At 69.9% G+C, this 22,302-nt stretch carries 21 protein-coding genes and 1 tRNA gene; 9 read left to right on the plus strand and 13 right to left on the minus strand.

All coding sequences use genetic code 11. The features are described 5' to 3' along the window. The first annotated feature begins 167 nt into the window (after nt 1-167). Nucleotides 168-1,601, plus strand: a complete 1,434-nt coding sequence (locus tag AB0K67_RS29435) for a glycoside hydrolase family 28 protein (RefSeq protein ID WP_364066854.1) — start codon at nt 168-170, stop codon at nt 1,599-1,601. Nucleotides 1,602-1,665: 64 nt separating this feature from the next. After that, complete coding sequence (locus AB0K67_RS29440) at nt 1,666-2,319, plus strand: 1,4-alpha-glucan branching protein (RefSeq protein WP_364066856.1); 654 nt, start codon at nt 1,666-1,668, stop codon at nt 2,317-2,319. Between the two features lie 81 nt (nt 2,320-2,400). On the opposite strand, the gene AB0K67_RS29445 is transcribed toward AB0K67_RS29440, so the two are convergent. Further along, on the minus strand, nt 2,401-2,820 hold the full coding sequence (locus AB0K67_RS29445; protein ID WP_364066858.1) for a DUF5997 family protein: 420 nt from the start codon (nt 2,818-2,820) through the stop codon (nt 2,401-2,403). 54 nt (nt 2,821-2,874) lie between these two features. Here AB0K67_RS29445 and AB0K67_RS29450 point away from each other — a divergent pair, with 54 nt between their 5' ends. Further along, the gene (locus AB0K67_RS29450) at nt 2,875-3,588 is read left to right on the plus strand and encodes a LysR substrate-binding domain-containing protein (protein ID WP_364066860.1); all 714 of its coding nucleotides are present in this window, start codon (nt 2,875-2,877) and stop codon (nt 3,586-3,588) included. 263 nt (nt 3,589-3,851) lie between these two features. Here the strand turns inward: AB0K67_RS29450 and AB0K67_RS29455 are convergent, their stop codons facing one another. Then, nucleotides 3,852-4,307, minus strand: coding sequence for an NUDIX hydrolase (locus AB0K67_RS29455; RefSeq protein ID WP_364066862.1), 456 nt, complete (start codon nt 4,305-4,307; stop codon nt 3,852-3,854). Between the two features lie 82 nt (nt 4,308-4,389). Here AB0K67_RS29455 and AB0K67_RS29460 point away from each other — a divergent pair, with 82 nt between their 5' ends. Beyond that, nucleotides 4,390-4,917, plus strand: a complete 528-nt coding sequence (locus tag AB0K67_RS29460) for a GNAT family N-acetyltransferase (protein WP_364066864.1) — start codon at nt 4,390-4,392, stop codon at nt 4,915-4,917. A 3-nt stretch (nt 4,918-4,920) separates the two neighbouring features. Here the strand turns inward: AB0K67_RS29460 and AB0K67_RS29465 are convergent, their stop codons facing one another. From AB0K67_RS29465 to AB0K67_RS29505, 9 genes are all read right to left on the minus strand, one after another. After that, on the minus strand, nt 4,921-6,513 hold the full coding sequence (locus AB0K67_RS29465) for a TROVE domain-containing protein (protein WP_364066866.1): 1,593 nt from the start codon (nt 6,511-6,513) through the stop codon (nt 4,921-4,923). A 543-nt stretch (nt 6,514-7,056) separates the two neighbouring features. After that, nucleotides 7,057-7,710, minus strand: a complete 654-nt coding sequence (locus tag AB0K67_RS29470; RefSeq protein WP_364066868.1) for a polysaccharide deacetylase family protein — start codon at nt 7,708-7,710, stop codon at nt 7,057-7,059. Between the two features lie 341 nt (nt 7,711-8,051). Next, nucleotides 8,052-8,123 (minus strand) — tRNA-Val (locus AB0K67_RS29475). A gap of 17 nt (nt 8,124-8,140) precedes the next feature. Further along, entirely contained in the window at nt 8,141-9,082 is a 942-nt protein-coding gene (locus tag AB0K67_RS29480) for an ROK family protein (RefSeq protein WP_364066870.1), read from the minus strand. Nucleotides 9,083-9,329: 247 nt separating this feature from the next. Beyond that, nucleotides 9,330-9,581, minus strand: a complete 252-nt coding sequence (locus AB0K67_RS29485; RefSeq protein ID WP_364066871.1) for a hypothetical protein — start codon at nt 9,579-9,581, stop codon at nt 9,330-9,332. A gap of 102 nt (nt 9,582-9,683) precedes the next feature. Then, the gene (locus tag AB0K67_RS29490; protein WP_364066873.1) at nt 9,684-10,139 is read right to left on the minus strand and encodes a peroxiredoxin; all 456 of its coding nucleotides are present in this window, start codon (nt 10,137-10,139) and stop codon (nt 9,684-9,686) included. Nucleotides 10,140-10,174: 35 nt separating this feature from the next. Then, the gene (locus AB0K67_RS29495; RefSeq protein ID WP_364066875.1) at nt 10,175-10,606 is read right to left on the minus strand and encodes a DUF3052 domain-containing protein; all 432 of its coding nucleotides are present in this window, start codon (nt 10,604-10,606) and stop codon (nt 10,175-10,177) included. Between the two features lie 117 nt (nt 10,607-10,723). Further along, on the minus strand, nt 10,724-11,131 hold the full coding sequence (locus AB0K67_RS29500; protein ID WP_364066877.1) for a secondary thiamine-phosphate synthase enzyme YjbQ: 408 nt from the start codon (nt 11,129-11,131) through the stop codon (nt 10,724-10,726). A gap of 9 nt (nt 11,132-11,140) precedes the next feature. After that, nucleotides 11,141-11,323 (minus strand): DUF1918 domain-containing protein, encoded by a 183-nt coding sequence (locus AB0K67_RS29505; RefSeq protein WP_364066879.1) that lies wholly within the window; start codon nt 11,321-11,323, stop codon nt 11,141-11,143. Between the two features lie 1,352 nt (nt 11,324-12,675). Here AB0K67_RS29505 and aceE point away from each other — a divergent pair. From aceE to AB0K67_RS29520, 3 genes are all read left to right on the plus strand, one after another. Then, on the plus strand, nt 12,676-15,423 hold the full coding sequence (gene aceE, locus AB0K67_RS29510) for a pyruvate dehydrogenase (acetyl-transferring), homodimeric type (RefSeq protein WP_364066881.1): 2,748 nt from the start codon (nt 12,676-12,678) through the stop codon (nt 15,421-15,423). A gap of 189 nt (nt 15,424-15,612) precedes the next feature. Further along, nucleotides 15,613-17,133 (plus strand): alpha/beta hydrolase, encoded by a 1,521-nt coding sequence (locus AB0K67_RS29515; RefSeq protein WP_364066883.1) that lies wholly within the window; start codon nt 15,613-15,615, stop codon nt 17,131-17,133. Nucleotides 17,134-17,143: 10 nt separating this feature from the next. Further along, nucleotides 17,144-17,881 (plus strand): maleylpyruvate isomerase family mycothiol-dependent enzyme, encoded by a 738-nt coding sequence (locus tag AB0K67_RS29520; protein WP_364066885.1) that lies wholly within the window; start codon nt 17,144-17,146, stop codon nt 17,879-17,881. A 490-nt stretch (nt 17,882-18,371) separates the two neighbouring features. Here the strand turns inward: AB0K67_RS29520 and AB0K67_RS29525 are convergent, their stop codons facing one another. Both AB0K67_RS29525 and AB0K67_RS29530 read right to left on the minus strand, forming a co-directional pair. Beyond that, complete coding sequence (locus tag AB0K67_RS29525) at nt 18,372-19,100, minus strand: YafY family protein (protein ID WP_364066887.1); 729 nt, start codon at nt 19,098-19,100, stop codon at nt 18,372-18,374. A 304-nt stretch (nt 19,101-19,404) separates the two neighbouring features. Beyond that, nucleotides 19,405-20,427, minus strand: a complete 1,023-nt coding sequence (locus tag AB0K67_RS29530) for a PHP domain-containing protein (protein ID WP_364066889.1) — start codon at nt 20,425-20,427, stop codon at nt 19,405-19,407. A gap of 129 nt (nt 20,428-20,556) precedes the next feature. Here AB0K67_RS29530 and AB0K67_RS29535 point away from each other — a divergent pair, with 129 nt between their 5' ends. Both AB0K67_RS29535 and AB0K67_RS29540 read left to right on the plus strand, forming a co-directional pair. Beyond that, entirely contained in the window at nt 20,557-21,126 is a 570-nt protein-coding gene (locus tag AB0K67_RS29535; protein WP_364066891.1) for a hypothetical protein, read from the plus strand. Nucleotides 21,127-21,129: 3 nt separating this feature from the next. Continuing rightward, complete coding sequence (locus AB0K67_RS29540) at nt 21,130-22,275, plus strand: glutathionylspermidine synthase family protein (protein WP_364066893.1); 1,146 nt, start codon at nt 21,130-21,132, stop codon at nt 22,273-22,275. Nucleotides 22,276-22,302 lie beyond the last annotated feature (27 nt).

Raw genomic sequence — 22,302 nt, forward strand, 5'->3', positions numbered from 1 at the left:
CCCTGCGCGCCGCCGTGGCCCCTGCGGCCGTCCCGCGCGCGGCCCCTGCACGAATCCTGCAACCGTTTGCACCGCGTTTCCAGCACGAACAGCCGCCTGACCCCTAGATCACCGCAACGGGTCGGCATATGCTCCGGGCCACCCCGAGCGTGACAGGGAGAGTTGCCGTGCTGAGCCGCCGTGCCGCCATGCGTGCCCTGGCGATGTCCGCCGCCGTTCCGATTCTCACCCCCCGAGCCGCCCTCGCCCGCGAGTCCTCCGCCGGCGCGTCGACCGCGCACCCGGGAGCACCCTGGGCCCGTGCCAACCGCATCGCCGCCCGCGTCCGCCCGCCGGTCTTCCCGCACCGCCGCTTCGACATCACCCGCTTCGGCGCGCGCGGCGACGGCACGACCGACTGCACCGCCGCCATCCGCGCCGCGATCAGGGCCTGCCACGAGGCGGGCGGCGGCCATGTGGACGTGCCGGGAGGCCGCTACCTCACCGGCCCCATCCACCTGCTCGACCGGGTGGACCTGCACGTCAAGGAGGGTGCGACGCTGCTGTTCAGCACCGACCCGAAGGCGTACCTGCCGCTGGTGCTGACCCGGTTCGAGGGCGTCGAGCTGTTCAACTACTCGCCGCTCATCTACGCCTACGGCCGCAGCGACATCGCGGTGACCGGCTCAGGCACGCTGGACGGTCAGGCCGGCAACGACCACTGGTGGCCGTGGAAGGGGCAGCGCGACCACGGCTGGGACCCGGGCGAACCCGAGCAGTCAGCAGCGCGCGCCGCGCTGTTCGCCCAGGCCGAGGGGGGTGTGCCGGTGGCCCGGCGCCGCTACGGTGAGGGCGGCTATCTGCGGCCGTCCTTCATCGAGCCGTACCGGTGCCACAACGTGCTCATCGAGGGCGTCACCATCGTCAACTCGCCCATGTGGGAGATCCACCCGACGCTGTCGGAGAACGTCCTCGTCCAGAACGTCACCGTCGTCTCTCACGGCCCCAACAACGACGGCTGCAACCCCGAGTCGAGCCGCATGGTGGTGATCCGCGGCTGCACGTTCGACACGGGCGACGACTGCATCGCGATCAAGTCGGGCCGCAACGCCGACGGCCGCCGGGTCAACGTGCCGAGCGAGCACATCCTGGTCGAGAAGTGCACCATGCGCGACGGGCACGGCGGCATGACGATCGGCAGCGAGATGTCCGGCGGCGTGCGCGAGGTGTTCATCAGGGACTGCGCGATGTCCAGCCCCAACCTCGACATCGCGCTGCGGTTCAAGACGAACTCCGTGCGCGGCGGCTTCATCGAGGGCTTCCACGCCAGGGACCTGGAGATCGGCCAGGTCGGCGGCTCGGTGATCGACGTGAACTTCTTCTACGAGGAGGGGCCCGGGCACGGGTTCAACCCGTCCGTACGCGGGATCGACGTCAGGGACGTCACCGTGGGGACCGCCGAACGCGCGCTCAACCTGCGCGGCTACCCGGACGCGCCCATCCGCGACGTCACGCTCACCGACGTGGACTTCGGCACCACCGCCACCCCGAACGTCATCGAGAACGTCGAGAACCTCGTGCTCAAGAACGTCATCGCCAACGGCGAGCCCATGACGGTCTGACACCGGGGATGCATCCGTACAATCCGGGAGGTCCGTGTCCGCTCGACGAGAGGGATCTCCCGGTATGGCCGTCATCCACCGCACGACGATGAAGCCGACCAAGCTGGAGCTGCTCACGCCCTGGCTGCCCACCCGGCCGTGGTACCGCGGCGGCCCGGCTCGGCCCGAGCTGGTCAGGGCGGGCGGTTTCCGGCTCGACGACCCCGAGGGAGAGGTCGGCATCGAGTTCATGGTGCTCAACGATGTGTCGGGCGGTGCGGCGACGACGTACCTGGTGCCGCTGACGTATCGGGGAGCCGCGCTGGACGGCGCCGAGCACGCGCTGCTCGGCACCGCCGAGCACGGGGTGCTGGGACGGCGCTGGATCTACGACGGCTGCCACGACCCCGTCCTGATCACCCAGCTCACCGCGTTCGTGGCGGGACGCGTCCAGGCCCAGGCCCAGAACGTCAGCGACACCCCCGACCCCACGGTCACCCGCGCCTACACCGCCCCCGCGGCGCAGGGGACGGCGGCGCGCGGCACCGCCGACAGCGCCGATGACGCCGAGGGCACAACGCTGCCCGGCCCGCCCGGCGCGACCCTGCGCCTGCACCGGGTCCTTCAGGTCGCCGCGCCGCTCCCGAAGGACGCGATCGGGCACGTCTCCGGCGTCTGGGACGACCCGGACGGCACCCAGGTGCGCGGCATCTTCGTCACCGTCCACCCGCACACCTGAGCCGCCGGGACTCACGGCCTCAAGCGAGAAGCGCGGCCTGAAGACGGCGGGAGTGGGGGCGGGAGCGCTCGGGGCGGCAGGCTAACGCTGCCGCCTTTCCCGCTTCTCCTGATAGTCCTGCTTGTCCTGCTTCTGCTGCTTGAGGCGGGCGGCTTCCTTGCGGGCCTCGGCGTAGACGGAGCGCTCGCGTTCCAGCCACTCCGGCTGCTCCGCCTTGATCTGCTCGATCTCGGCGGTGGTGAGCGGCTCGGTGATGCCGGCCCTGGCCAGGCCCGAGATGGAGACGCCGAGCTTGGCGGCCACGACCTGCTTGGGGTGCGGGCCGTTGCGGCGCAGCTCGGTGAGCCAGGCGGGCGGCTCTTTCTGCATCGCGTTGAGCTCGTCCCTGGAGACGACGCCCGCGCGGAACTCGGCAGGGGTCGCCGAGAAGAGCACGCCCAGCTTCTTGGCCGCCGTCTCGGGCTTCATCGTCTGGATGCTCTTCGGTTTGGACGAGGTCATGTCGCCAAGCGTAGCCAGTCGGGGCGGGTTCGCTGACATCGGTACGCTGTGGCGGTGACCGATGGTGAGACGTTCCGGCTGGCGTACGCGCCCGGCGTGACCCCCGCGAAGTGGGCCAGGGTGTGGACCGAGCGGCAGCCCGACGTGCCGATCACCCTGGTCATGGCGCCCACCCCCGAGGTGCTGTCGCTGTTGCGCGAGGGCGGGGCCGACGCCGGGTTCGTCCGGCTGCCGATCGACCGCGACGGGCTCAACGTCATCCCCCTCTACATCGAGACGACGGTGGTCGTGGTGCCCAAGGACCATGTGGTGACCGCCGCCGACGAGGTGACGCTGGCCGACCTGGCCGACGAGGAGATCTTCCACCCGCTCGACGACGCCCTGGAGTGGACGGAACGCCCCGGCCTGCCCGCCTTCACCCGCCCGGACACCACGGCCGAGACCATCCCGCTGGTGGCCTCCGGCGCGGGGCTCGTGCTCGTCCCCCAGTCACTGGCCCGGCTCTACCACCGCAAGGACCTCACGTACCGGCCGGTGACGGACGCGCCGCAGTCGCAGATCGGGCTCGCCTGGCTCGCCGACGCCACCACGGACCTGATGGAAGATTTCATCGGCATCGTCCGCGGCCGGACCGTCAACAGCCACCGCGGCCGCACCCCCGCCGCCACCGCACCGGCGGAGAAGCCCCGCACATCCAGAAAGCCCGCGCAGAAGAGCACCGCCCGCCGCACCTCTCCCCCACGCAACCGCCGGGGCCGGCGCCGCTAACTCCCGCCGTACGGGACGGCGACGATCTGATGGGGGTCCTCGTAGATCACCCTGCCCGGATCGTCCCTCTGACCCGCACGCACTCCACCCCGTGCCTGGCGAGGATCGCGAGATAACCGGGCACCCGCTCGAGTGAGTGCGTGGCCTCCCGCTTGAACCAGGCCATGGCCTGCGGGTTCAGCTCGCAATCGTAGACGCGGGGATCGACGTCATTCGGGTCGATCAGGTGCGCGTGGAACCACGCGTGGGTCTCCTGCCGCCATCTAGACCGGCCTGCCGTGTTCGAGATAGGCGGTTTCGCCGCGCTCGTACGCGGTGACGGCGGCCTTGAGCCGGAGGGCGAGCCGCTCGATCAGCAGCTCGTCCAGCTCCTCGACGGGGTGGAACGCGTACGCGCTCAGCTCGCCGTCCGCGAACGTGATCCGCCCGAGCAGCTCGTCGCTCAGCACCCCGCCGTCGAACACGAACAGCACCTTGTCGCCGTCCCTGGAGTCCGGCGCCCAGTCGGCCACGAGAAGGCGCCCGATGGCCGGCTGGATGCCCAGCTCCTCCCGTACCTCACGGACGCACGCCTCGTGCGGGGTCTCCCCCGGCTCGACGTACCCGCCCGGAATGTCCAGAGAGGACTTGTACGTAGGCGTGACCAGCAGCAACCGGCCGACGTCGTCGAAGAACAGCGCTCCAGCGGCAGCGTGAGCCTGGGCCCTCTGATCATCCACAACACGACCTTACGGCCCGAGGCGGCCCGCCTCCCGGAGGTGAGACTTGGCGTCGCGCCCTGTCGCGGGCACCATGGTCGCCATGCCGAAGCTGATCGACCCGGACCCCGCGTTGCTGCCGTCCTTCCGGGACGCGGTGGCGGAGTTCCGCGCCGACCGCGCCTTTCCCGTGCCGTGGTTCGTCGAGGACGTCGATCCGCAGGCCCTGACGAGCCCGGCGGCCTTCCAGGCGTACGTCACGCGGGTGCTCAACGAGCGCTCCCAGGAGGGGGTGCGGCCGGGCTTCGTACCGATGACCACCCTCTGGTGGGCCGAGGGCGACCGGTTCCTCGGCCGCCTGGCCATCCGCCACCGCCTGACCCCCGCCCTGGAGGAGCAGGGCGGGCACATCGGCTACGACGTCCGCCCCAGCGCCCGCCGCCAGGGCCACGCGACGGCCATGCTGGCCGCCGCGCTGCCGATCGCCCGCTCGCTGGGCATCGACCGGGCCCTGATCATGTGCGACCTGACCAACGTCGCCTCACGCCGGGTCATCGAGGCCAACGGCGGGCGGCTCATCGGCATCACCGAACGCAAGCGCCGCTACTGGGTCCCGACCACGAGCCCGTGAGGCTCAGAACGGCCAGTCGGCGCTCTTCCCGGCCTCCAGCAGCGGGATCAGCCTGAACGCGACGTCGGAGAAGCCGCCGAACTCGTGCCGGTCAGCCCGCCCTGTCGCCATCGCGGCGGTCTTGTAGCCGAGCACGTTGAAGCCGTACATCGGGACGTCGCCCGGCGCCGAGTCCATGACGCCGTCGCTCGCAAACCCGATCATGGCCTGCATGTCCGACAGGATGACGACGCGATCATGCCCCCGGTACGTCGCCCGCACCGCATCGGCGATGCGCGTTCCATGACCGACCTCGCCGATCCGCTCGCAGAACGCCTGCACCTCCTCCAGTACCGAGCCGCCCGGCCGGACCCGGTGCTTGAAGACGCCGTCGGCGAAGCCGTACAGGTCCACCTGGTCGCCCCGGGCGGCGAGGACGGCGCCGAACAGCGCCGCCGTCTGCACCGGCAAGACCGTAGAACGCGCCGATATCCGAAGCCACGTCATGGACCCGGACGTGTCGACGAGGACGAGCGTCCTGCCAGGGAACGACGGCATGCACGAGGTCGCGAGGGCGAGCGCCCGCTCCAGCGCAGGCCGCCACCGGGACGACGCCGCCACGTAAGCGGAGTAGAACCGGAGCGGGAGCTGCCGCGAACTGGCCACCTCGTCCGGGTCCGCGAGCTTGGCCATGACCTTCCCGGCCGCGGCGTCGCCGACGCCCGCCTGGTCGAAGTTGCGCAGGTTCCGCAGCAGGGCCATGTACCCCATGCTCGGGATGACGGCCTCCCACGCCGCGGCGTCCATGGGCCCCTGGAGCCATCCGGCGAGCGCCTCCCAGGTCATGCCCGCCCCGGCGAGCCTCGCCGCCACCTCCTCGGGATTGTCGCCGGTGAGCACGGCGCGCCGCTCGGCGACCGGCAGCGCCATCAGGTGCGCGCGCCGGCGCAGCACCGACAGCCGCTCGGGGATGCCGTTACGGCGTCTATGGCGCCGGTCGAGCGCGTACTTGAAGAGGTCGCCCTGCCACGGCTTGTCCGGGTGCGGGGACGGGTGGACGAGGTCGATGACGTCGCCGAAGCGGTAGCCCTTGGAGGCGGTGTCGTACTTGAGCAAGCTCCGCTCGTTGTAGAGACGACGGATGGCGTCGGCGATGCCGCGCTTGACCGGTTTCGGGATGGATCGTCCGTACCTGGACGTCCAGTAGGCGAGCGCCTCGCCCGGCTCGTCGGCGCGCTGGAGCACGCCGTCGACGAGCTGCCGGTTCAGTCCGTGCAGCCCCGCGTCGAGCCGCGCCCTGACCGCTTCCAGCGCGGCGACGACCGGAGCGGAACGCATGTTCGCCTCGGTACGCAGCCACGGCAGGAACCTGGCCAGCCACTCGCCGTCCTCGACCGCCACCTGGTGAACGAGCCTCCGGAACCGCCGGTCGCGCTTCCTGGGCCGTTCGTACATGGTGGGCTCGCCGACCATGTGAGTGACCGCGAGGAGGAAGAGCTCGCTCTTGGCGTCGCGTACGTAGCCGGGAGCGCCCTCGTACGTGCGCACGGACGGCGTCCGCTCCGTGACGACCGGAGACGTCGCGGCCGTGCGCGCGGCGTGGTTGAACTTCGCCATGAGACGACGGATCCTCCTCGGACTTAGACCGGGAGGGATCCGTTCAGGAGAACGTGCCCGAGATCCAAGCGGCGAAGGGCTATAAGCCAGGATCCGCCGGCCGAGCCGACGAGACCCGGGTCAGGGAACCGGATTTCTCCGGCACCTTAACGAAGCATTCCTCGCCTTCGCACCGGGCACGTTCTCCGGCATCTTATCCCTCCCGAGAAACTGACGGCGGCGGCTTCATACAGCGAAACCGCATCGATCGTCGCACCGGGAAGGTGCTGTTCAATTGGGGGACGCAAAGACGGAAAGCTGCCGCTGAAGCGGTTTGAAGGTATCTTCGAAGCGCTTTCCGCCTTATGCCACCGTCAGAACGCCCTTCACGAGCGCTTCTCATTTTCGCCGGTGCCTCGCGCCGCGACGCCGGCAGCGCCACCGGTGGTCGCGGCACTGGCGGGAGCAGCGCGGAACGTACCGGACGACATGAGCCCCGGACCGGGCGGCGGTACCGGGTTCGAAGCAGCGGCCTAACGCAATGAGACAAGGGCAGGACCCATGTCAACGATCTCGCAAGGCGAGCAGCTCTGAGACCGTGACGAATCGGTATCCGTCCTCACGAAGGCCGGTGATCAGGCCCTTAATGGCTTCGCGAGTGTTCCGCCCGCCGGCGTACCAGGGGTGGAGCAAGATGATCGATCCTGGCTTCGTCTCCTTGCGCACAGCCGTGACGATCTCGGTGGCGGTCGGAGTCTTACCCGAATCCGGCTCCACATCCCACATCACCGTGCGCCTCTGGTTGCCGGCCAGATACAGCGGTAGCACCAGCAATTTCTTGCCGGTCGGCGGGCGGAACAGAATCTCGCCGCGCTGCCCGGCCCTCCGGATGGCCGCATCGGTGCGTTCGATTTCACTCGCCACCGTGGCGGGGGAAACGAAGACCATTCGCCGATGGTTGTAGGTGTGATTGGCGAGCTGGTGGCCTGCGGCGACCAGCGCCCGCGCGTCCTGCGGCCGGGCCTCGACCTGAGAGCCGACGACGAAGAACGTCGCGCGAACGCGCTGCTCGGCGAGGACGTCGATGATCTCGGGGGTGTGCTCGTCAGGGCCGTCGTCGAAGGTCAGGGCGACGACCTTCTCACCGGTCGCCACGCGGTCGGTCAGGTCTCCCGCAAGTTGGCAGGTCCGGGCGTTCATCAGCTCGTACAGGCCCATCGACCCGAGGAGGAGGATGGCGAGAAGGGCCGTGAGAAGCTTGAGCCACCTTCTCCGGACGGTCGTTCGGGCTGCGTTCATGGACGATCATGGAACCAGAAGGCAGGGGAAGTCCGGTAACCGCCCGCTTTCTCCCCTCCGGGGGCATCTCACGCCTGGCGGACCACTCCGCCACAGCCGTCACCGAGACGGTCCACCCCGGCACCGGATCCGGCCCATGATCACGCATGGAGCCGCGAGATGCGATGAACGCGAAGATCACCGGCGACGCCGGAGCCTGATGGCACGCTCATGGCACGAAGCCCCGTTTCCTTAAGTGGAGACGGGGCTGATGTCGCAGGTGGGCGGTACTGGGTTCGAACCAGTGACCCCTCGCTTGTAAGGCGAGTGCTCTACCGCTGAGCTAACCGCCCCTGATCGGCACTACACCTTACGACACCAACGGGCCCGATCGCACATCCACCACCCACCCGGGTCCCAGCTCGGGGCGGCCGGCGGCGCGCCAGCCGAGGAGGGCGGCGCCGAGCATGCCCGCGTCGACGCCGAGCGCGGCGGGTACGAGCGGGGGCGCCTCGCGGAAGGCCAGGCGCTTGACCAGGCGCGTGCGTACGGGATCGAACAGGGCGGGACCGGCCTCGGCGAGACCGCCGCCCAGGATGATGAGGGACGGGTCCAGCAGCAGCGTGTACGTGGCCAGCGCCAGCGACAGCGCTTCCACGGCCTCGTCCCAGACCTCGATGGCGATGGGGTCGTCGGAGGAGACCACCTGCTCGGCCTTGACGCCCTCGACGCCGGCCCGCTGGCTGTAGCGGCGTCCGACGGAGGCCGCCGACGCGTACGTCTCCAGGCAGCCGAACTGCCCGCACGCGCACTGCTCGCCGTCGGGGAAGACGGGGGTGTGGCCGATCTCGCCCGCCCAGCCGGCGGCGCCGCCGTACGCCTCGCCGCGGATGATCGAGGCGCCGGCGATGCCCGTGCCGATGGGAAGGAAGAGGAAGTCCGACACGCCGCGGCCCGCGCCGAGGATGCTCTCCGCCAGGCCCCCGGTGCGGACGTCGTGCCCGAGCATGACCGGGATGTCCAGGGTGGTGAAGTCCGTGGCGGGGACGTCGCGCCACCCGAGGTTCGTCGCGTACACGGCGGTGTCCTCGGTCACCAGCCCGGGTACGGCCAGCCCGACGCCGGCGGGGATGCCGTCGCCCGAGGCGGCCAGGTGGCTGATGAAGTCGGAGATCGCGGCCACGACCGCCTCCGGTCCCTCGCTCCGAGGGGTGGGGCGCCGCTCGCTCAGCAGCACCGCGCCGGACTCGCTGACCAGGCCGCCCTTCATGGACGTGCCACCGACGTCAAGCGCGACGACGAACGAACTCATTGCGGACACGGAAGGAGACGATAGCGCAGCTCAGCAAATGTCTGGAAAGGGTGTCCGGCCCCAGAGACAAGATCGGCGAGATCGGCAGGTGAACGGGGATGCCGATCAGCACTTCGCCGGCCGGCCCTGCCTCCTCGGCTCAACCGCACGTACGTGCCCACGAGGTCCCAAAGCATCACAGAGCCCCGCAAACCGCTGTGAGGAGCGAGGGAGCCGAACGGGCGCCCCGGGGACCGTACAGGGCCCTTCAGGCCCGCCCGAGGACGCGGTTGAGCGCGGCCTCCACCTCAGCCGACAGCCCGGGCGGCGCGGCGACGGCGGCCGGGTCGATCGGGCCCGCGGACGAGCGGGCCATCCACACGGCCCCGCAGCCCCTGCACTCGACCTCGCCCAGCCGGCAGAACAGCGCCGTGGACCCGCACGTCGCGCAGGAGTCGAGGTCGAGGTCGTGCAGCCGCTGACAGTCCGGGCAGATGAGCACCTGGGAATCGTTGCGCACCCCGCGCTGCCACGGGCTCACTCCGCGCACCGGGTCCGTCTGCCGGGCCCCGCACCGGAAGCAGGGCATCGTATCCTCCGAAGTCGGCGATGTCCTTGAACGTCAAGTGATGTCGGCGAGTGCCTTGACATAGTCGGCGATGTCACGCGCCTCGGAGATCGGATTGACCACCGACCACCGGATCACGCCCTCGCCGTCGAGGATGAAGGTCCCCCGGCGGGCGACGCCCTTCTCTTCATCGAACACACCGTACGCCTGAGCGACCTGTCCATGTGGCCAGAAATCAGAGAGCAGGGGGAACGCGTAGCCCTCGCGATCAGCCCACGCGCGGAGTGCGAAGACCGAGTCCACGGACACGGTCAGCAACCGCGCACCCTCGATGGGCTGATCGCGCAGAGCGGACAGCTCGCTGCCGCATATCCCGCTGAACGCCAGCGGGTAGAAGACCAGCACGACCTTCTCGCCCCGGAACTGTCGCAGGCTCACCGGGGTGCCGTGCTGGTCCTGTAGCTCGAAATCAGGAGCTTGGGCGCCGACCTCGGCAGGATGTGCGTTCACAGGTCCATCCTGCCGTACGGCAGGCGCTGCGGCCCCTATCGGCGGCTGCCCTTCGGCGGGACGAGCCTGGTCCCGGACCAGTCGGCCGCGGCGGAGATGCTGCTGGTCTGCGAGAGACCCGCGGTGGCGGCATCCTCCCCGATGTCGCTCGGCTCCACGTGGCCTTCGCGCCCGGCCTTGGGAGTCAGCAGCCAGATCTGGCCGCCGTCGGCGAGTGCTCGCATGGCGTTGGTCAGAGCGTCGAAGAGGTCGCCGTCACCGTCACGCCACCACAGCAGCACCACGTCGACGACTTCATCAGCGTCCTCATCCAGCAGCTCGTTGCCGGTCAGGTCTTCGATGGATTCGCGAAGCTCGTCGTCGACGTCCTCGTCCCAACCGATCTCCTGCACCACCTGACCCGGCTTGAGGCCGAGCCGTTCGGCCAGGCCGCGCTCGCCCTGCGCCTGACCCGCGGTCGCGCTCACGTTTATCCCTCCTGCTTGAGTGGCCCCGCTTATGCGGTTTATCGCTTCGGCACAGTCCACACGCTGTGACCCTCAGTCGTCAACGGTCGCCACGGGTACGGCCCTGGTCGGCCGGAATCAATCAGACAAAAACGACAGGCGAACCTGGCGTTGCGGGTTGTCGACGTTCAAGTCGATCAAGGCGACCGACTGCCACGTGCCGAGCGCCATTCGCCCGCCCAGCACGGGGATCGTGGCGTACGGCGGGATCAACGCGGGCATGACGTGCGACCGGCCGTGACCTCGCGAGCCGTGGGCATGGCGCCAGCGATCATCGGCGGGCAGCAGATCACGCAGAGCGGCCAGCAGGTCGTCGTCGCTGCCCGAACCCAGCTCGAGCAGTGCGACCCCGGCCGTTGCGTGCGGCACGAACACGTGCAGCAACCCGTCGCCGCCCTGAGCCCGCACGAAATCGGCGCATTGGGCCGTGATGTCGTGCACCGTCTCCCGGGAACCGGTGGCCACAGCGATGATTTCAGATCTCACGCGGGAATCTTACTGATGCAGCACCACGGCATCGGGCCCCGGAAAGACGATCCCGGTGTGGCCGTCGTCGAAGGCCACGATGTACGGGGGCGCCCCGTCCGGCCCCCGGACCTCCGTGATCACGCCGCTCCTGTCCCTTTCACCAACGGTATTGCCATGTACCAGGAGGCGGTCGCCAACCGTCGCATTCATACCTCTCACATTGGTACGCGGAATGCCGGATGAAAAGCGAGATTCCTAAGTTTTGCCGCTTCTGGAGGGCGACGGAAAATCATGACCGAATTGTTACGGAGAAGGGGCGGATGCGTTGGGCCCGCTCGCCGCCGGCGGTGCCCCGCCTGGGTACCGCCGGCCCACACCTTCGAGCACTTCCAGGCCCGGCAGGTTACGCTCCCGGCCGTTTTCAGATCCCGTCGGCGCCAGGTCCGGCCGGTGCCAGGTCCGGTGCCGGGCCAGCTCGATGCCGGGCCGGATTCGTGCCGGGCCGGCTCGATGCCGGGCTTCGAATCCCGCCAGGCCGAATGCCGCCAGACTCGGATAGCCCCGTGTTCAGCCGGTCCCGAGCGCGGCCCCAAGCGACCAGGCCCGCCCCACCGATCACCCGCCGAGGGGGACGCATCACCGACGCATGCCGCCGCCGGCCCCTTGGCAGGAGCGAGGCGACTTGTAAGGAGACCTTCTGATTAAGGAGGCATGCTGAGGAGCGGCGCGGCAAGATGGCGGCGAAGGCGATCGAAGTGACGGCGGAGAGCCCTCGGCCCCTTCAGCGAACCGCGGAGCGCCTCCCCTTAGTAGGCGGAGGCGGAGCGTCTCCCTCGGTAGGCGCGGAGCGTCTCCCCCTTAGTAGCGTCTCCCTTAGTAGCGTCTCCCTTAGTAGCGTCTCCCTTAGTAGTACGCGTACAGCACCTGTAGTAGTACGCGTAGAGCACCCGGCCGCGCCGGCACCGCGTCCGAGACGGCGCCGGGCGTTGCACCAAGAGCCCACGAGCACCCTCGATCGCCCGACCGGGCCGAGGAACGGCCGAGGAACAGGAGTCTGAGGCACGGGACGACGAGCGCGCTCTGTCCGTTATGGACGAATTTGTGGCGCTCCGTTCCCTAAGGTGTCCCCATACCGATAGGTGCCCCCATACCGAGGGGTTCGCCGCGCGAAAGCCAGGGGCGGATTCGTGGCATAGGGGCCGGTCGGGGGTTGTCGTCTTAAAGCCATCCTGGAGCGCCCCGGCGAGCAGGGCGGATAGACTCGCCCGCTCACGCGTGAGAAGCCTCCCCTAGGGGGGAGGCTAAGACTACGGAGGAGACATCGCGCAAGCAGCCAGGATTCGAGCGAAATTTCGTGAGTTTTCTGGTCTTGTTAAATTGCTTGCGACATGTAACCTTTGGTGGCGATTCGTCCTACCATCGGTGGTCTAGGCCATCAGGGGCTGCCCTGCCAGCAGGGACACTCTGGTTACTTGCTAGTAGAGATGCGTTTTCTCCGGCTAGCGACCAGGATGGAAGGCGACCCAGACCAGACATCAGTCCATCTCGGAAGGCGAGACCCAGTGGCTTCCGGACGCCAGCGATTCTCGATCATCAGCGACGGCCTACCCAGCCAGCTGCCTGATGTCGATCCCAGCGAGACCAACGAGTGGCTCGAGTCTCTCGACAGCGTCGTCAAGACCGAAGGCCGCACCAGAGCCCGCTATCTCATGCTGCGCATGCTGGAGCGGGCCCGCGAGCACCAGGTCGGCGTGCCGGGCCTGCGCAGCACCGACTACATCAACACGATCCCGCCGGAGCGTGAGCCCTGGTTCCCGGGTGACGAGCACATCGAGCGCCGCATCCGCGCCTACATCCGCTGGAACGCGGCCGTCATGGTGTCCAGGGCCAACGCCCGCACCAACGTCGGCGGCCACATCGCCACGTACGCATCCGCCGCGTCCCTCTATGAGGTGGGCTTCAACCACTTCTTCCGCGGCAAGGACCACGGCGAGTCCGGCGACCAGGTCTTCTTCCAGGGTCACGCGGCCCCGGGCATCTACGCGCGCGCCTTCCTCGAGGGCCGGCTCAACGAGGCCCAGCTCGACGCGTTCCGCCAGGAGCTGTCGCACGGTTTCCACGGGCTGCCTTCCTACCCGCACCCGCGGCTGATGCCCGATTTCTGGGAGTTCCCCACGGTCTCCATGGGTCTTGGCCCGATCGCGGCGATCTACCAGGCGCGGTTCAACCGCTACCTGCTCAACCGCCAGATCAAGGACACCAGCCGCAGCCACGTCTGGGCCTTCCTCGGCGACGGCGAGATGGACGAGCCCGAGTCGCTGGGCGCGATCGGCCTGGCGGCACGCGAGGAGCTCGACAACCTCACGTTCGTGATCAACTGCAACCTGCAGCGGCTGGACGGCCCGGTACGCGGCAACGGCAAGATCATCCAGGAGCTGGAGGCGTTCTTCCGCGGCGCCGGCTGGAACGTGATCAAGGTCGTGTGGGGCCGCGACTGGGACCCGCTGCTCGCGGCCGACGTGGACGGCGTGCTGGTCAACCAGATGAACACCACGCCCGACGGCCAGTTCCAGACATACTCCGTCGAGTCGGGCGCCTACATCCGCGAGCACTTCTTCGGCTCCGACCCGCGCCTGCGCAAGATGGTCGAGCACCTGTCCGACGACGACATCCGCAAGCTGTCGCGCGGCGGCCACGACTACCGCAAGGTCTACGCCGCGTTCAAAGCGGCCCGCGAGCACGTCGGCCAGCCGACGGTGATCCTCGCCCAGACCATCAAGGGCTGGACGCTGGGCAAGGACTTCGAGGCGCGCAACGCCACCCACCAGATGAAGAAGCTCACCAAGGCCGAGCTGAAGGAGTTCAGGGACCGGCTCTACCTGCCGATCCCCGACTCGGCCCTGGAGGCCGACCTGCCGCCGTACTTCCACCCGGGCGAGAACGACCCCGAGATCCAGTACATGAAGGAGCGCCGCGCGGCGCTCGGCGGCGTGCTGCCCAAGCGGGTGGTCCGCGCCAAGCCGGTCAAGCTGCCCGGCGACGACGTCTACTCCACCTTCCAGAAGGGCTCGGGCAAGCAGCAGGTCGCCACCACGATGGCGTTCGTCCGGCTGCTGAAGGACCTCATGCGCGACAAGGAGATCGGCCACCGGTTCGTGCCGATCATCCCCGACGAGGCCCGCACGTTCGGCATGGACGCCATGTTCCCGACGGCCAAGATCTACTCGCCGCACGGGCAGACGTACGAGGCGGTCGACCGCGAGCTGCTGCTGTCGTACAAGGAGGCCGTGCAGGGCCAGATCCTGCACGAGGGCATCAGCGAGTCGGGCTCGATGGCCTCGGCGATCGCGGCCGGCACCTCCTACGCCACGCACGGCGAGCACATGATCCCGGTCTACATCTTCTATTCGATGTTCGGCTGGCAGCGCACCGGCGACATGATGTGGCAGATGGGCGACCAGATGGGCCGCGGCTTCCTGCTGGGCGCCACCGCGGGCCGCACCACGCTCAACGGCGAGGGCCTGCAGCACGAGGACGGCCACTCGCCGCTGCTCGCCTCGACCAACCCGGCTGCCGTCATCTACGACCCGTCATGGGCGTTCGAGCTGGCCCACATCGTCAAGGACGGCCTCAGGAGGATGTACGGCGACCAGCCGGAGGACATCTTCTACTACCTGACCGTCTACAACGAGCCCTACCTGCAGCCGGCCCAGCCGCCGGGCATCGACGTGCAGGGCCTGCTCAAGGGCCTGTACAAGTTCGCCGACGGCCCGCAGACCGAGGGGCCCAAGGCCAACATCCTGGCCTCCGGCGTGGCCGGCCCGTGGGCGATGGAGGCGCAGCGGCTGCTCGCCGAGGACTGGGGCGTGTCGGCCGCGGTGTGGTCGGCGACGTCGTGGTCGGAGCTGCGCCGCGAGGCGCTCAAGTGCGACGAGCACAACCTGCTCAACCCCGACGCCGAGCGCCGCGTCCCCTACGTCACGCAGGCGCTGTCGGAGGCGCAGGGCCCGTTCGTGGGCGTCAGCGACTACATGAAGGCCGTGCCGGACCAGATCGCGCAGTGGGTGCCGGGTGACTGGACCTCGCTGGGCACCGACGGGTTCGGCCTGTCCGACACGCGCTCGGCACTGCGCCGCCACTTCCACGTCGACGCCGCCTCGATCACGCTGGCCGTGCTGAACAGCCTGGTCAAGCGGGGCGAGCTCGACGGCGAGGTGCTGCGCGAGGCCATCGCCCGCTACCACCTCAAGAACGGCGTCACCGAGGCGGGCGGCGCGGAGAGCAACGACACCCAGTCGATGGGCGTCTGAGCCATCCGTCGTCCGGCGCTCCCGTGGGAAATGATTCGCGGGAGCGCCGTCATATTCTGCCGTCCGCCCCGTCGCGCTGGTGAGGCGGCACGTTCAGGAGGGGTGCGTGCCGCTTCACCGGCCATTGGTGCAGGTTGCCGTATTGTGGGCACTACTTCCCCCTGAAGAGATGTGAGGGGAAGTTTCGTCATGCGTCGCGTTATCGCCGCCGCCCTGGTCCTGGCGGCCGCAGGTTGCTCCACCGCACCGGCCCAGCCGGCCTCCGAGGCCCGTGACGGGTCCAGCCCCGCGCCCGCCGCCGGGTCCGGCTCGATCGCCTGGGGTCCGTGCACCGACATCAAGCGTCCCGACGGCGAGCCTCCGGCCGCCCAGGACAAGTCCGTACGGTGCGGCAAGCTCGCGGTGCCCCTCGACTACGCCAAGCCCGGCGGCGAGAAGATCGAGCTGGCGCTGATCAAACTGCCCGCCACGGGCAAGAAGAAGCTGGGCTCGATGGTGTTCAACTTCGGCGGGCCTGGGGCGTCCGGCGTGGACACGCTCGACCAGGCCGCCAAGGCGCTCACCACGCTGCGCGCCCACTACGACCTGGTCAGCTTCGACCCGCGCGGCGTCGAGCGCAGCTCGGGCGTGCGCTGCGGCGACGGCGCCGAGATGGACAGGTTCACCTCGCTCGACACGCTTCCCGCGAACGAGGAGACGCGCCGGGAGGCCGACGCGGTCAACAAGGAGTTCGCCTCCCTCTGCCAGCAGCACTCCGGCAAGATCCTGCCCCATATCGGCACCGTGAACGCCGCCCGCGACATGGACCGCATCCGCGAGGCCGTGGGCGACGCCAAGCTCAACTACGTGGGCATGTCGTACGGCACCCAGCTCGGCGGCGTCTACGCCACGCTGTTCCCGAAGAACGTCGGCCGCATGGTGCTGGACGCGCCGCTCGACCCGACGGTCACCTTCGAGCAGCGCACGATCGCCCAGACGCGCGGTTTCCAGAAGGCGTACGAGAGCTTCCTGAAGGCGTGCGTGGCCGAGGGCAACTGCGAGGTCGGCAAGACCCAGGCCGAGGCCGACGCCAACGTCACCCGGCTGATGAACCAGCTCACCACCAAGCCGCTGCAGGTGGGCGGCCGCGCGCTCACCCAGGGCCTGGCCGCCACCGGCGTGGCCGCCGCGCTCTACTCGGAGCTGACCTGGCCGTTCCTGGAGCGGGCGCTGGGCGAGGCGCTCAAGGGGCGGGGCGACGCGCTGCTCTACCTCGCCGACTCCTACACCGGGCGCGATCCGAACGGCAACTACTCCACGCAGATGACCAGCTTCCCCGCCATCACCTGCGTCGACACCGCCGAACGTCCCGACGAGGCGACGCTGCGGCGCACCGAGGCGGCGGCGCTGAAGATCTCGCCGCTGTTCGGCAGCGAGGGCTCGGGCGGGCTGTGCTCGGTCTGGCCGGCCAAGGGCAGCGACGAGGCACGGCACGTGGACGCCACCGGCTCCGCGCCCATCCTGGTGGTGGGCGGCAAGGGCGACCCGGCCACGCCGTACGAGTGGGCGCCCAAGCTGACGGCCCAGCTCAAGACCGCGACGCTGGTGACGTACGAGGGTGAGGGGCACGGGGCGTACCTGTCGGGCAGCAAGTGCGTCCAGGGCCTGGTGGACGCGTACCTGATCGAAGGCAAGATGCCGCAGAAGGGAACGACGTGCCCGGCCGCCTAATGTAGGCACGGTGACTGATTACCTCGCTCGAATCGAGGCCGAGACGGCCAGGCTGGCGACGCTGGCGGACGACCTGACGGTCCCGGTGCCGACCTGCCCGGGCTGGACGGTCGGCGACGTGGTCACCCACGTCGGGCAGATGCACCGCTGGGCGGTGCACGTGCTGCGCAACCAGGTGCAAGAGCGGATCTGGTCGTTTCAGGTGCCCACCGGACTGCCGGAGGGCGCCCACGGCGACGCGGCGTGGCTGACGGCGGGAGCCGCCGAGATGCTGGAGACGCTGCGCGCCACCGACCCGTCGACGACCGTGTGGACGTGGGGCCCGGACAAGCGGGCCTCGTGGTGGCCGCGCCGGATGTTCTTCGAGCTGCTGGTGCACCGGGCGGACGTCGAGATCGCGCTCGGCGTCGAGCCGGAGTTCCCGGCGGAGACCGCGATCGACGGCATCGAGGAGCTCCTGCACAACCTGCCGGAGGCCCGCTGGGTCACCAAACCGCTGGCCGAGCTCGACGTGGAGGGGGCCACGATCCACCTCCACGCGAGCGACGCCGACGGCGAGTGGACCATCACGCAGGGCCCCGCCGGGAAGATCACGTGGGAGCGCGGGCACGCCAAGGGCGACGTGGCCCTGCGGGGCCCGGTCCGCGACCTGCTGCTCGTGCTCTACAACCGCCGCTCCCCCGGCGCGGTCACCGTGCACGGCGACCGCGACCTGCTCGACCGCTGGCTGTCGGCCGCCTCCTTGTAAGACGACCGCCGCCGAACGGCCGCCCAGGGACGGCCGCAGCGGCGGCGGCCTGCCCTTGAGCGATCGCCCAGGGCCGCCCACTTCCGAAGCCGGCGCGGGAAGGGGGGACGTCAGGGAACGCCGGCGCAAGGAGGCGGGCACCGGGTACGCCGGGGGACGCTCGGGGAAGCCGGGGAACGCTCGGGGACGCTCGGGGACGCTCGGGGACGCTCGGGGACGCTGGGGGCGCCGGCGCAGGGCCCTGGACGCGCCGCCGCTCGGCGATCGGCGGCGTGTCCAGGGCGATGGGTGACCCGCCCCGTGCCGCGGGGCGGCCCGCTCGCCGTGCCGGGATCTCGCGGGGAAGGCGCTCTCTCCGACCGGCGAGCGGATGATCACCTGAGATGAAGGTTCATGGACGCCGTCGTCTCCTCGGGGGTGCGGACAGATCCACGATGACCGGCGAAGGCGACAACCCTATGTCGGTGTTTTCGAAAGAATTATCGGATTGTCAGTCGAGTACGGTGCCGTGGACGACCATCTCTGGCACATCGGTGGCGAAACCCTCCAAAGGCCGGTCGGGACAGCGCTCGGCGGTGACGGTGGCGGACGCGATGCGGTCGAGGCGGAAGACGCGTACGTCGTCGCGCAGCCGGCACCACCCCACGAGGTACCAGAACCCGCCGCGCCCGCCCAGGAACACCCCAGGCTCGACGTCGCGCGTGGTCAGCGCACCCTTCGCGTCGGCGTATTCGAGCCTGAGCACCCGGCGGCGCAGCAGCGCCTCCTCGATGGCCCTGGAGATGCCCTCGCCGCCCAGCGGCCGGATCTCCTCCCCCGGCTCGGACTGCGGCCTGGCGAGCAGCACGCGGCGGGCCAGCTCTCTGGCCAGCTCGCCCTCGGGGCCCGGCATGGCGGCCACCACCTTGCGTAACGCGCTACGGGCCTGGCGGCCGAACGGCTGGTCGCCCGCCTTGCTGAGCGCCACCGCGATGGCGACGGCCTCGGCGGGCGTGAAGTTGAGCGGGGGAAGCGACACCTTCCTGTCGATGGCGTAGCCGCCCTTGCGGCCTGGCTCGGCGTAGATCGGCACGCCCGACTCCTGCAGCGCGGTGATGTCGCGCTCGATCGTGCGTACGCTCACCTCGAACCGCTCGGCCAGCTCGCGGGCCGAGCGGCAGCGGGGCGCGATGGCGCGCAGCTCTTCGACGAGCGCGTAGAGCCGGTCGGTACGGTTCACAGCCGGAACGCTACGCGCCGCCACCGACAATCGCGGGCCTCGCGGCGGCCCCGCGACACCCAGGTAACCCCGCCGCCAGGGAAGTCTCACGCCTCCGCCGGCGGCCGAGCGGAGCGCGGCACCTCACGCGAGTGCAGGTGCGCCTCGCCCGGCTTTCCACCACGTGACGATCGGCGATTCTTCCGCTCACGGGCGCGTCCACTCCAGCGGGCAGGGCCGGCAGGCGGACGCGCGCGGCACGGCAGGCGGACGCGCGCGGCACGGCAGGAGGTCCGTCAGGCGCGGTGACCAGGGGGCGGGCGTGTCAGGCGCGCGTCCACTCCAGCAGCCGGTCGAGCGGCCAGGTGTTGACGATGCGGTCCGCTTCGATCCCGCACCTGGCGGCCCGCTCGCACCCGAAGCGCTGCCAGTCGAGCTGCCCCGGCGCGTGCGCGTCGGAGTCGATCGCGAACAGGCAGCCCATCTCGTACGCCAGCCGCAACAGCCGCTTGGGCGGATCGAGCCGGTCGGGCCGCGAGTTGATCTCGACGGCCACCCCGAACTGACGGCACGCCTCGAAGACCAGCTCGGCCTCGAACTCCGACTCGGGCCGCTTGGCCCCGCGCTTGCCGCCCGCCTGCACGATGCGCCCGGTGCAGTGGCCGAGCACGTCCACACGGGGGTCGGCGATGGCGGTGACCATGCGGCGGGTCATGTCCTCGGATCCCATGCGCAGCTTGGAGTGCACGCCGGCGACCACCACGTCCAGCCGGTCGAGCAGCTCGGGCTCCTGGTCGAGCGAGCCGTCGGGGTTCACGTCCACCTCGATGCCGGTCAGGATCCTGAACGGCGCGAGCCGCTCGTTCAGCGCGGCCACCTCGTCGAGCTGCCGCTCCAGCCGCCCGGCCGTCAGCCCCCGGGCCACGGTCAGGCGCGGCGAGTGGTCGGTCAGCGCCCAGTAGTCGTGCCCGAGCGCCATGGCCGCCCGCGCCATCTCCTCGATCGGCGAACCGCCGTCCGACCAGTCGGAGTGGCTGTGCAGATCGCCCTTGAGCGCCGCCCGCAGCCGCGCGGTCTCCTCGTCGAGCTGGACGTCTACGGTCGCCCGCATTCGCCGCAAATAGGTCGGAACCTGACCTTTAACACTTTCGTTGACCACAAGAGCGGTGACCTTCCCGATCCCGGGGAGATCACCGAGCCCGCCGTCGCGGGTGAGACGGGCGAGCTCTTGCGGGGACAGCTCGTCGATCACCGCGGCGGCGCGGCGAAAGGCACGCACGCGGTACGGGGGCTCACCCGCGCGCTCGAGGAGAAAGGCGATCTCGCGCAGGGCCTCGACGGGATCCATGCGTCCAGTCCTACCCCAGTAGGGCGGCGACCGGGAGCACCAACCCTGAACAGGGCAAATCTGCCAGGGGCCATTGATCGGGGGTAAGGGCCGCCGCTAGTGTGATCGGCTCAGGAAAGCAGGAGTTTCATGCCACAGCCGTCCAAGGCGTCCAAGCAACCGCCACGCAAATCGTCCAAAGTCATCCCACTGACCGTCCTCGGCGTCGTGTCGGTGATGGTCGTGGGTTACTGCGCGGCGGTCGACGACGACGAGCAGGTCACGGCCGACTGCGTCCTGCTGGACGGCGACCTGCCACCCGGCTACGGCGACTTCCCCGCGACACCGACCGCCTCCCCGTCCGCTTCCCTCTCGGCAAGCGACAGCGCCTCCCCGACCCCGACCCCGACTTCAACTCCGACCCAGACCCCGACGGACAGCCCGAGCCCGCTCACGGCCACCCCCGGCAGCACGCCGGCTGGCGACGGCTACGTGGTGGTGGACGACTCCTACTGCGACGACGACGGCACCTCGACCCGCCACCACTATTACGGCGGCTCCCACGGCGCGTACGTCTGGTACTACGGCGGCCGCCGGGTCGGCAACCGGGTCATGGACGGCACCACGCTCAAGCCGTCCAACGTGACCATCAGCAGCAGGAGCGGCAAGTCGATCCAGCGAGGCGGCTTCGGCGGCCGCGGCTGGGGCTCCGGGGGCTGAGCGATGCGCCGCGAGCACTCCCCTCCCAGGGACGGCTGGGAGAAGATCATCGAAGGCCACGGCCTGGCCTACCACCGCGCCGCCCACCCGGCCGGGCTGAGCCGCCCGTACTGGGACGAGTCCGTGCACTACGTCTTCTCCATGGACGAGGTCGAAGAGCTGGAGAGCCAGGTCGAGGAGCTGCACCGGATGTGCCTCCAGGCCGCCGACCACGTGGTCGCCACCGGCCGCTTCGCCGACTTCGCCATCCCCGAGTGGGCCTGGGAGGCGGTGGCCCGCTCGTGGGAGCGCCGCGACGACCACCTGTACGCCCGCTTCGACCTGCGCTACGACGGCACCGGCCCGGCCAAGCTGCTGGAGTACAACGCCGACACGCCCACGTCGCTGGTGGAGTCGTCGGTGGTGCAGTGGTTCTGGCTGCAGGACGTCTTCCCCGGCGGCGACCAGTGGAACTCGGTGCACGAGCGGCTCATCGACCGCTGGCGCGAGCTGCGCCTGCCGCCCGGCCCCACCCACTTCGCCTTCACCAACGCCGACGAGACCGGCGAGGAGGCCATGACCGTGGCCTACCTGCAGGAGACGGCCGAGCAGGCGGGCATCGAGACCGTGGCCATCGCCATGGAGGACATCGGCTGGGACCCGCTCAACCGCTGCTTCGTGGACGTCGAGGGGCGCGTGATGCGCTCGACGTTCAAGCTGTACCCGTGGGAGTGGATGCTGGCCGACGAGTTCGGGCGGCACGCCGTACGCTACGGCACGTGGGTCGAGCCGCTATGGAAGGCGTTGCTGTCCAACAAGGCGCTGCTGGCCGTGCTGTGGGAGCTCAACCCCGGCCATCCCAACCTGCTGCCCGCCTACCTCGACGGGCCGCGCGAGCTGACCTCGTTCATCTCCAAGCCGCTGCTCGGCAGGGAAGGCGCGTCGATGCGCATCGTGACCCCGGGCGGCGTCCGGGAGACGCCCGGCATGTACGGCCGCGAAGGCTACGTGCATCAGGCCTTCGAGCCGCTGCCGGAGTTCGAAGGGCAGCGGCCGGTGCTGGGCGCCTGGGTGGTCGCCGACGAGGCGGCCGGGCTCGGCATCAGGGAGACGACCGGTTACATCACCGACGACACCTCCTCCTTCGTCCCGCACCGCATCGCTGACTGACCTGTCCCGACCCGTGTCCTTCATTCG

Source organism: Nonomuraea sp. NPDC052634 (genome assembly GCF_040678535.1).
Taxonomy (GTDB): domain Bacteria; phylum Actinomycetota; class Actinomycetes; order Streptosporangiales; family Streptosporangiaceae; genus Nonomuraea; species Nonomuraea fastidiosa.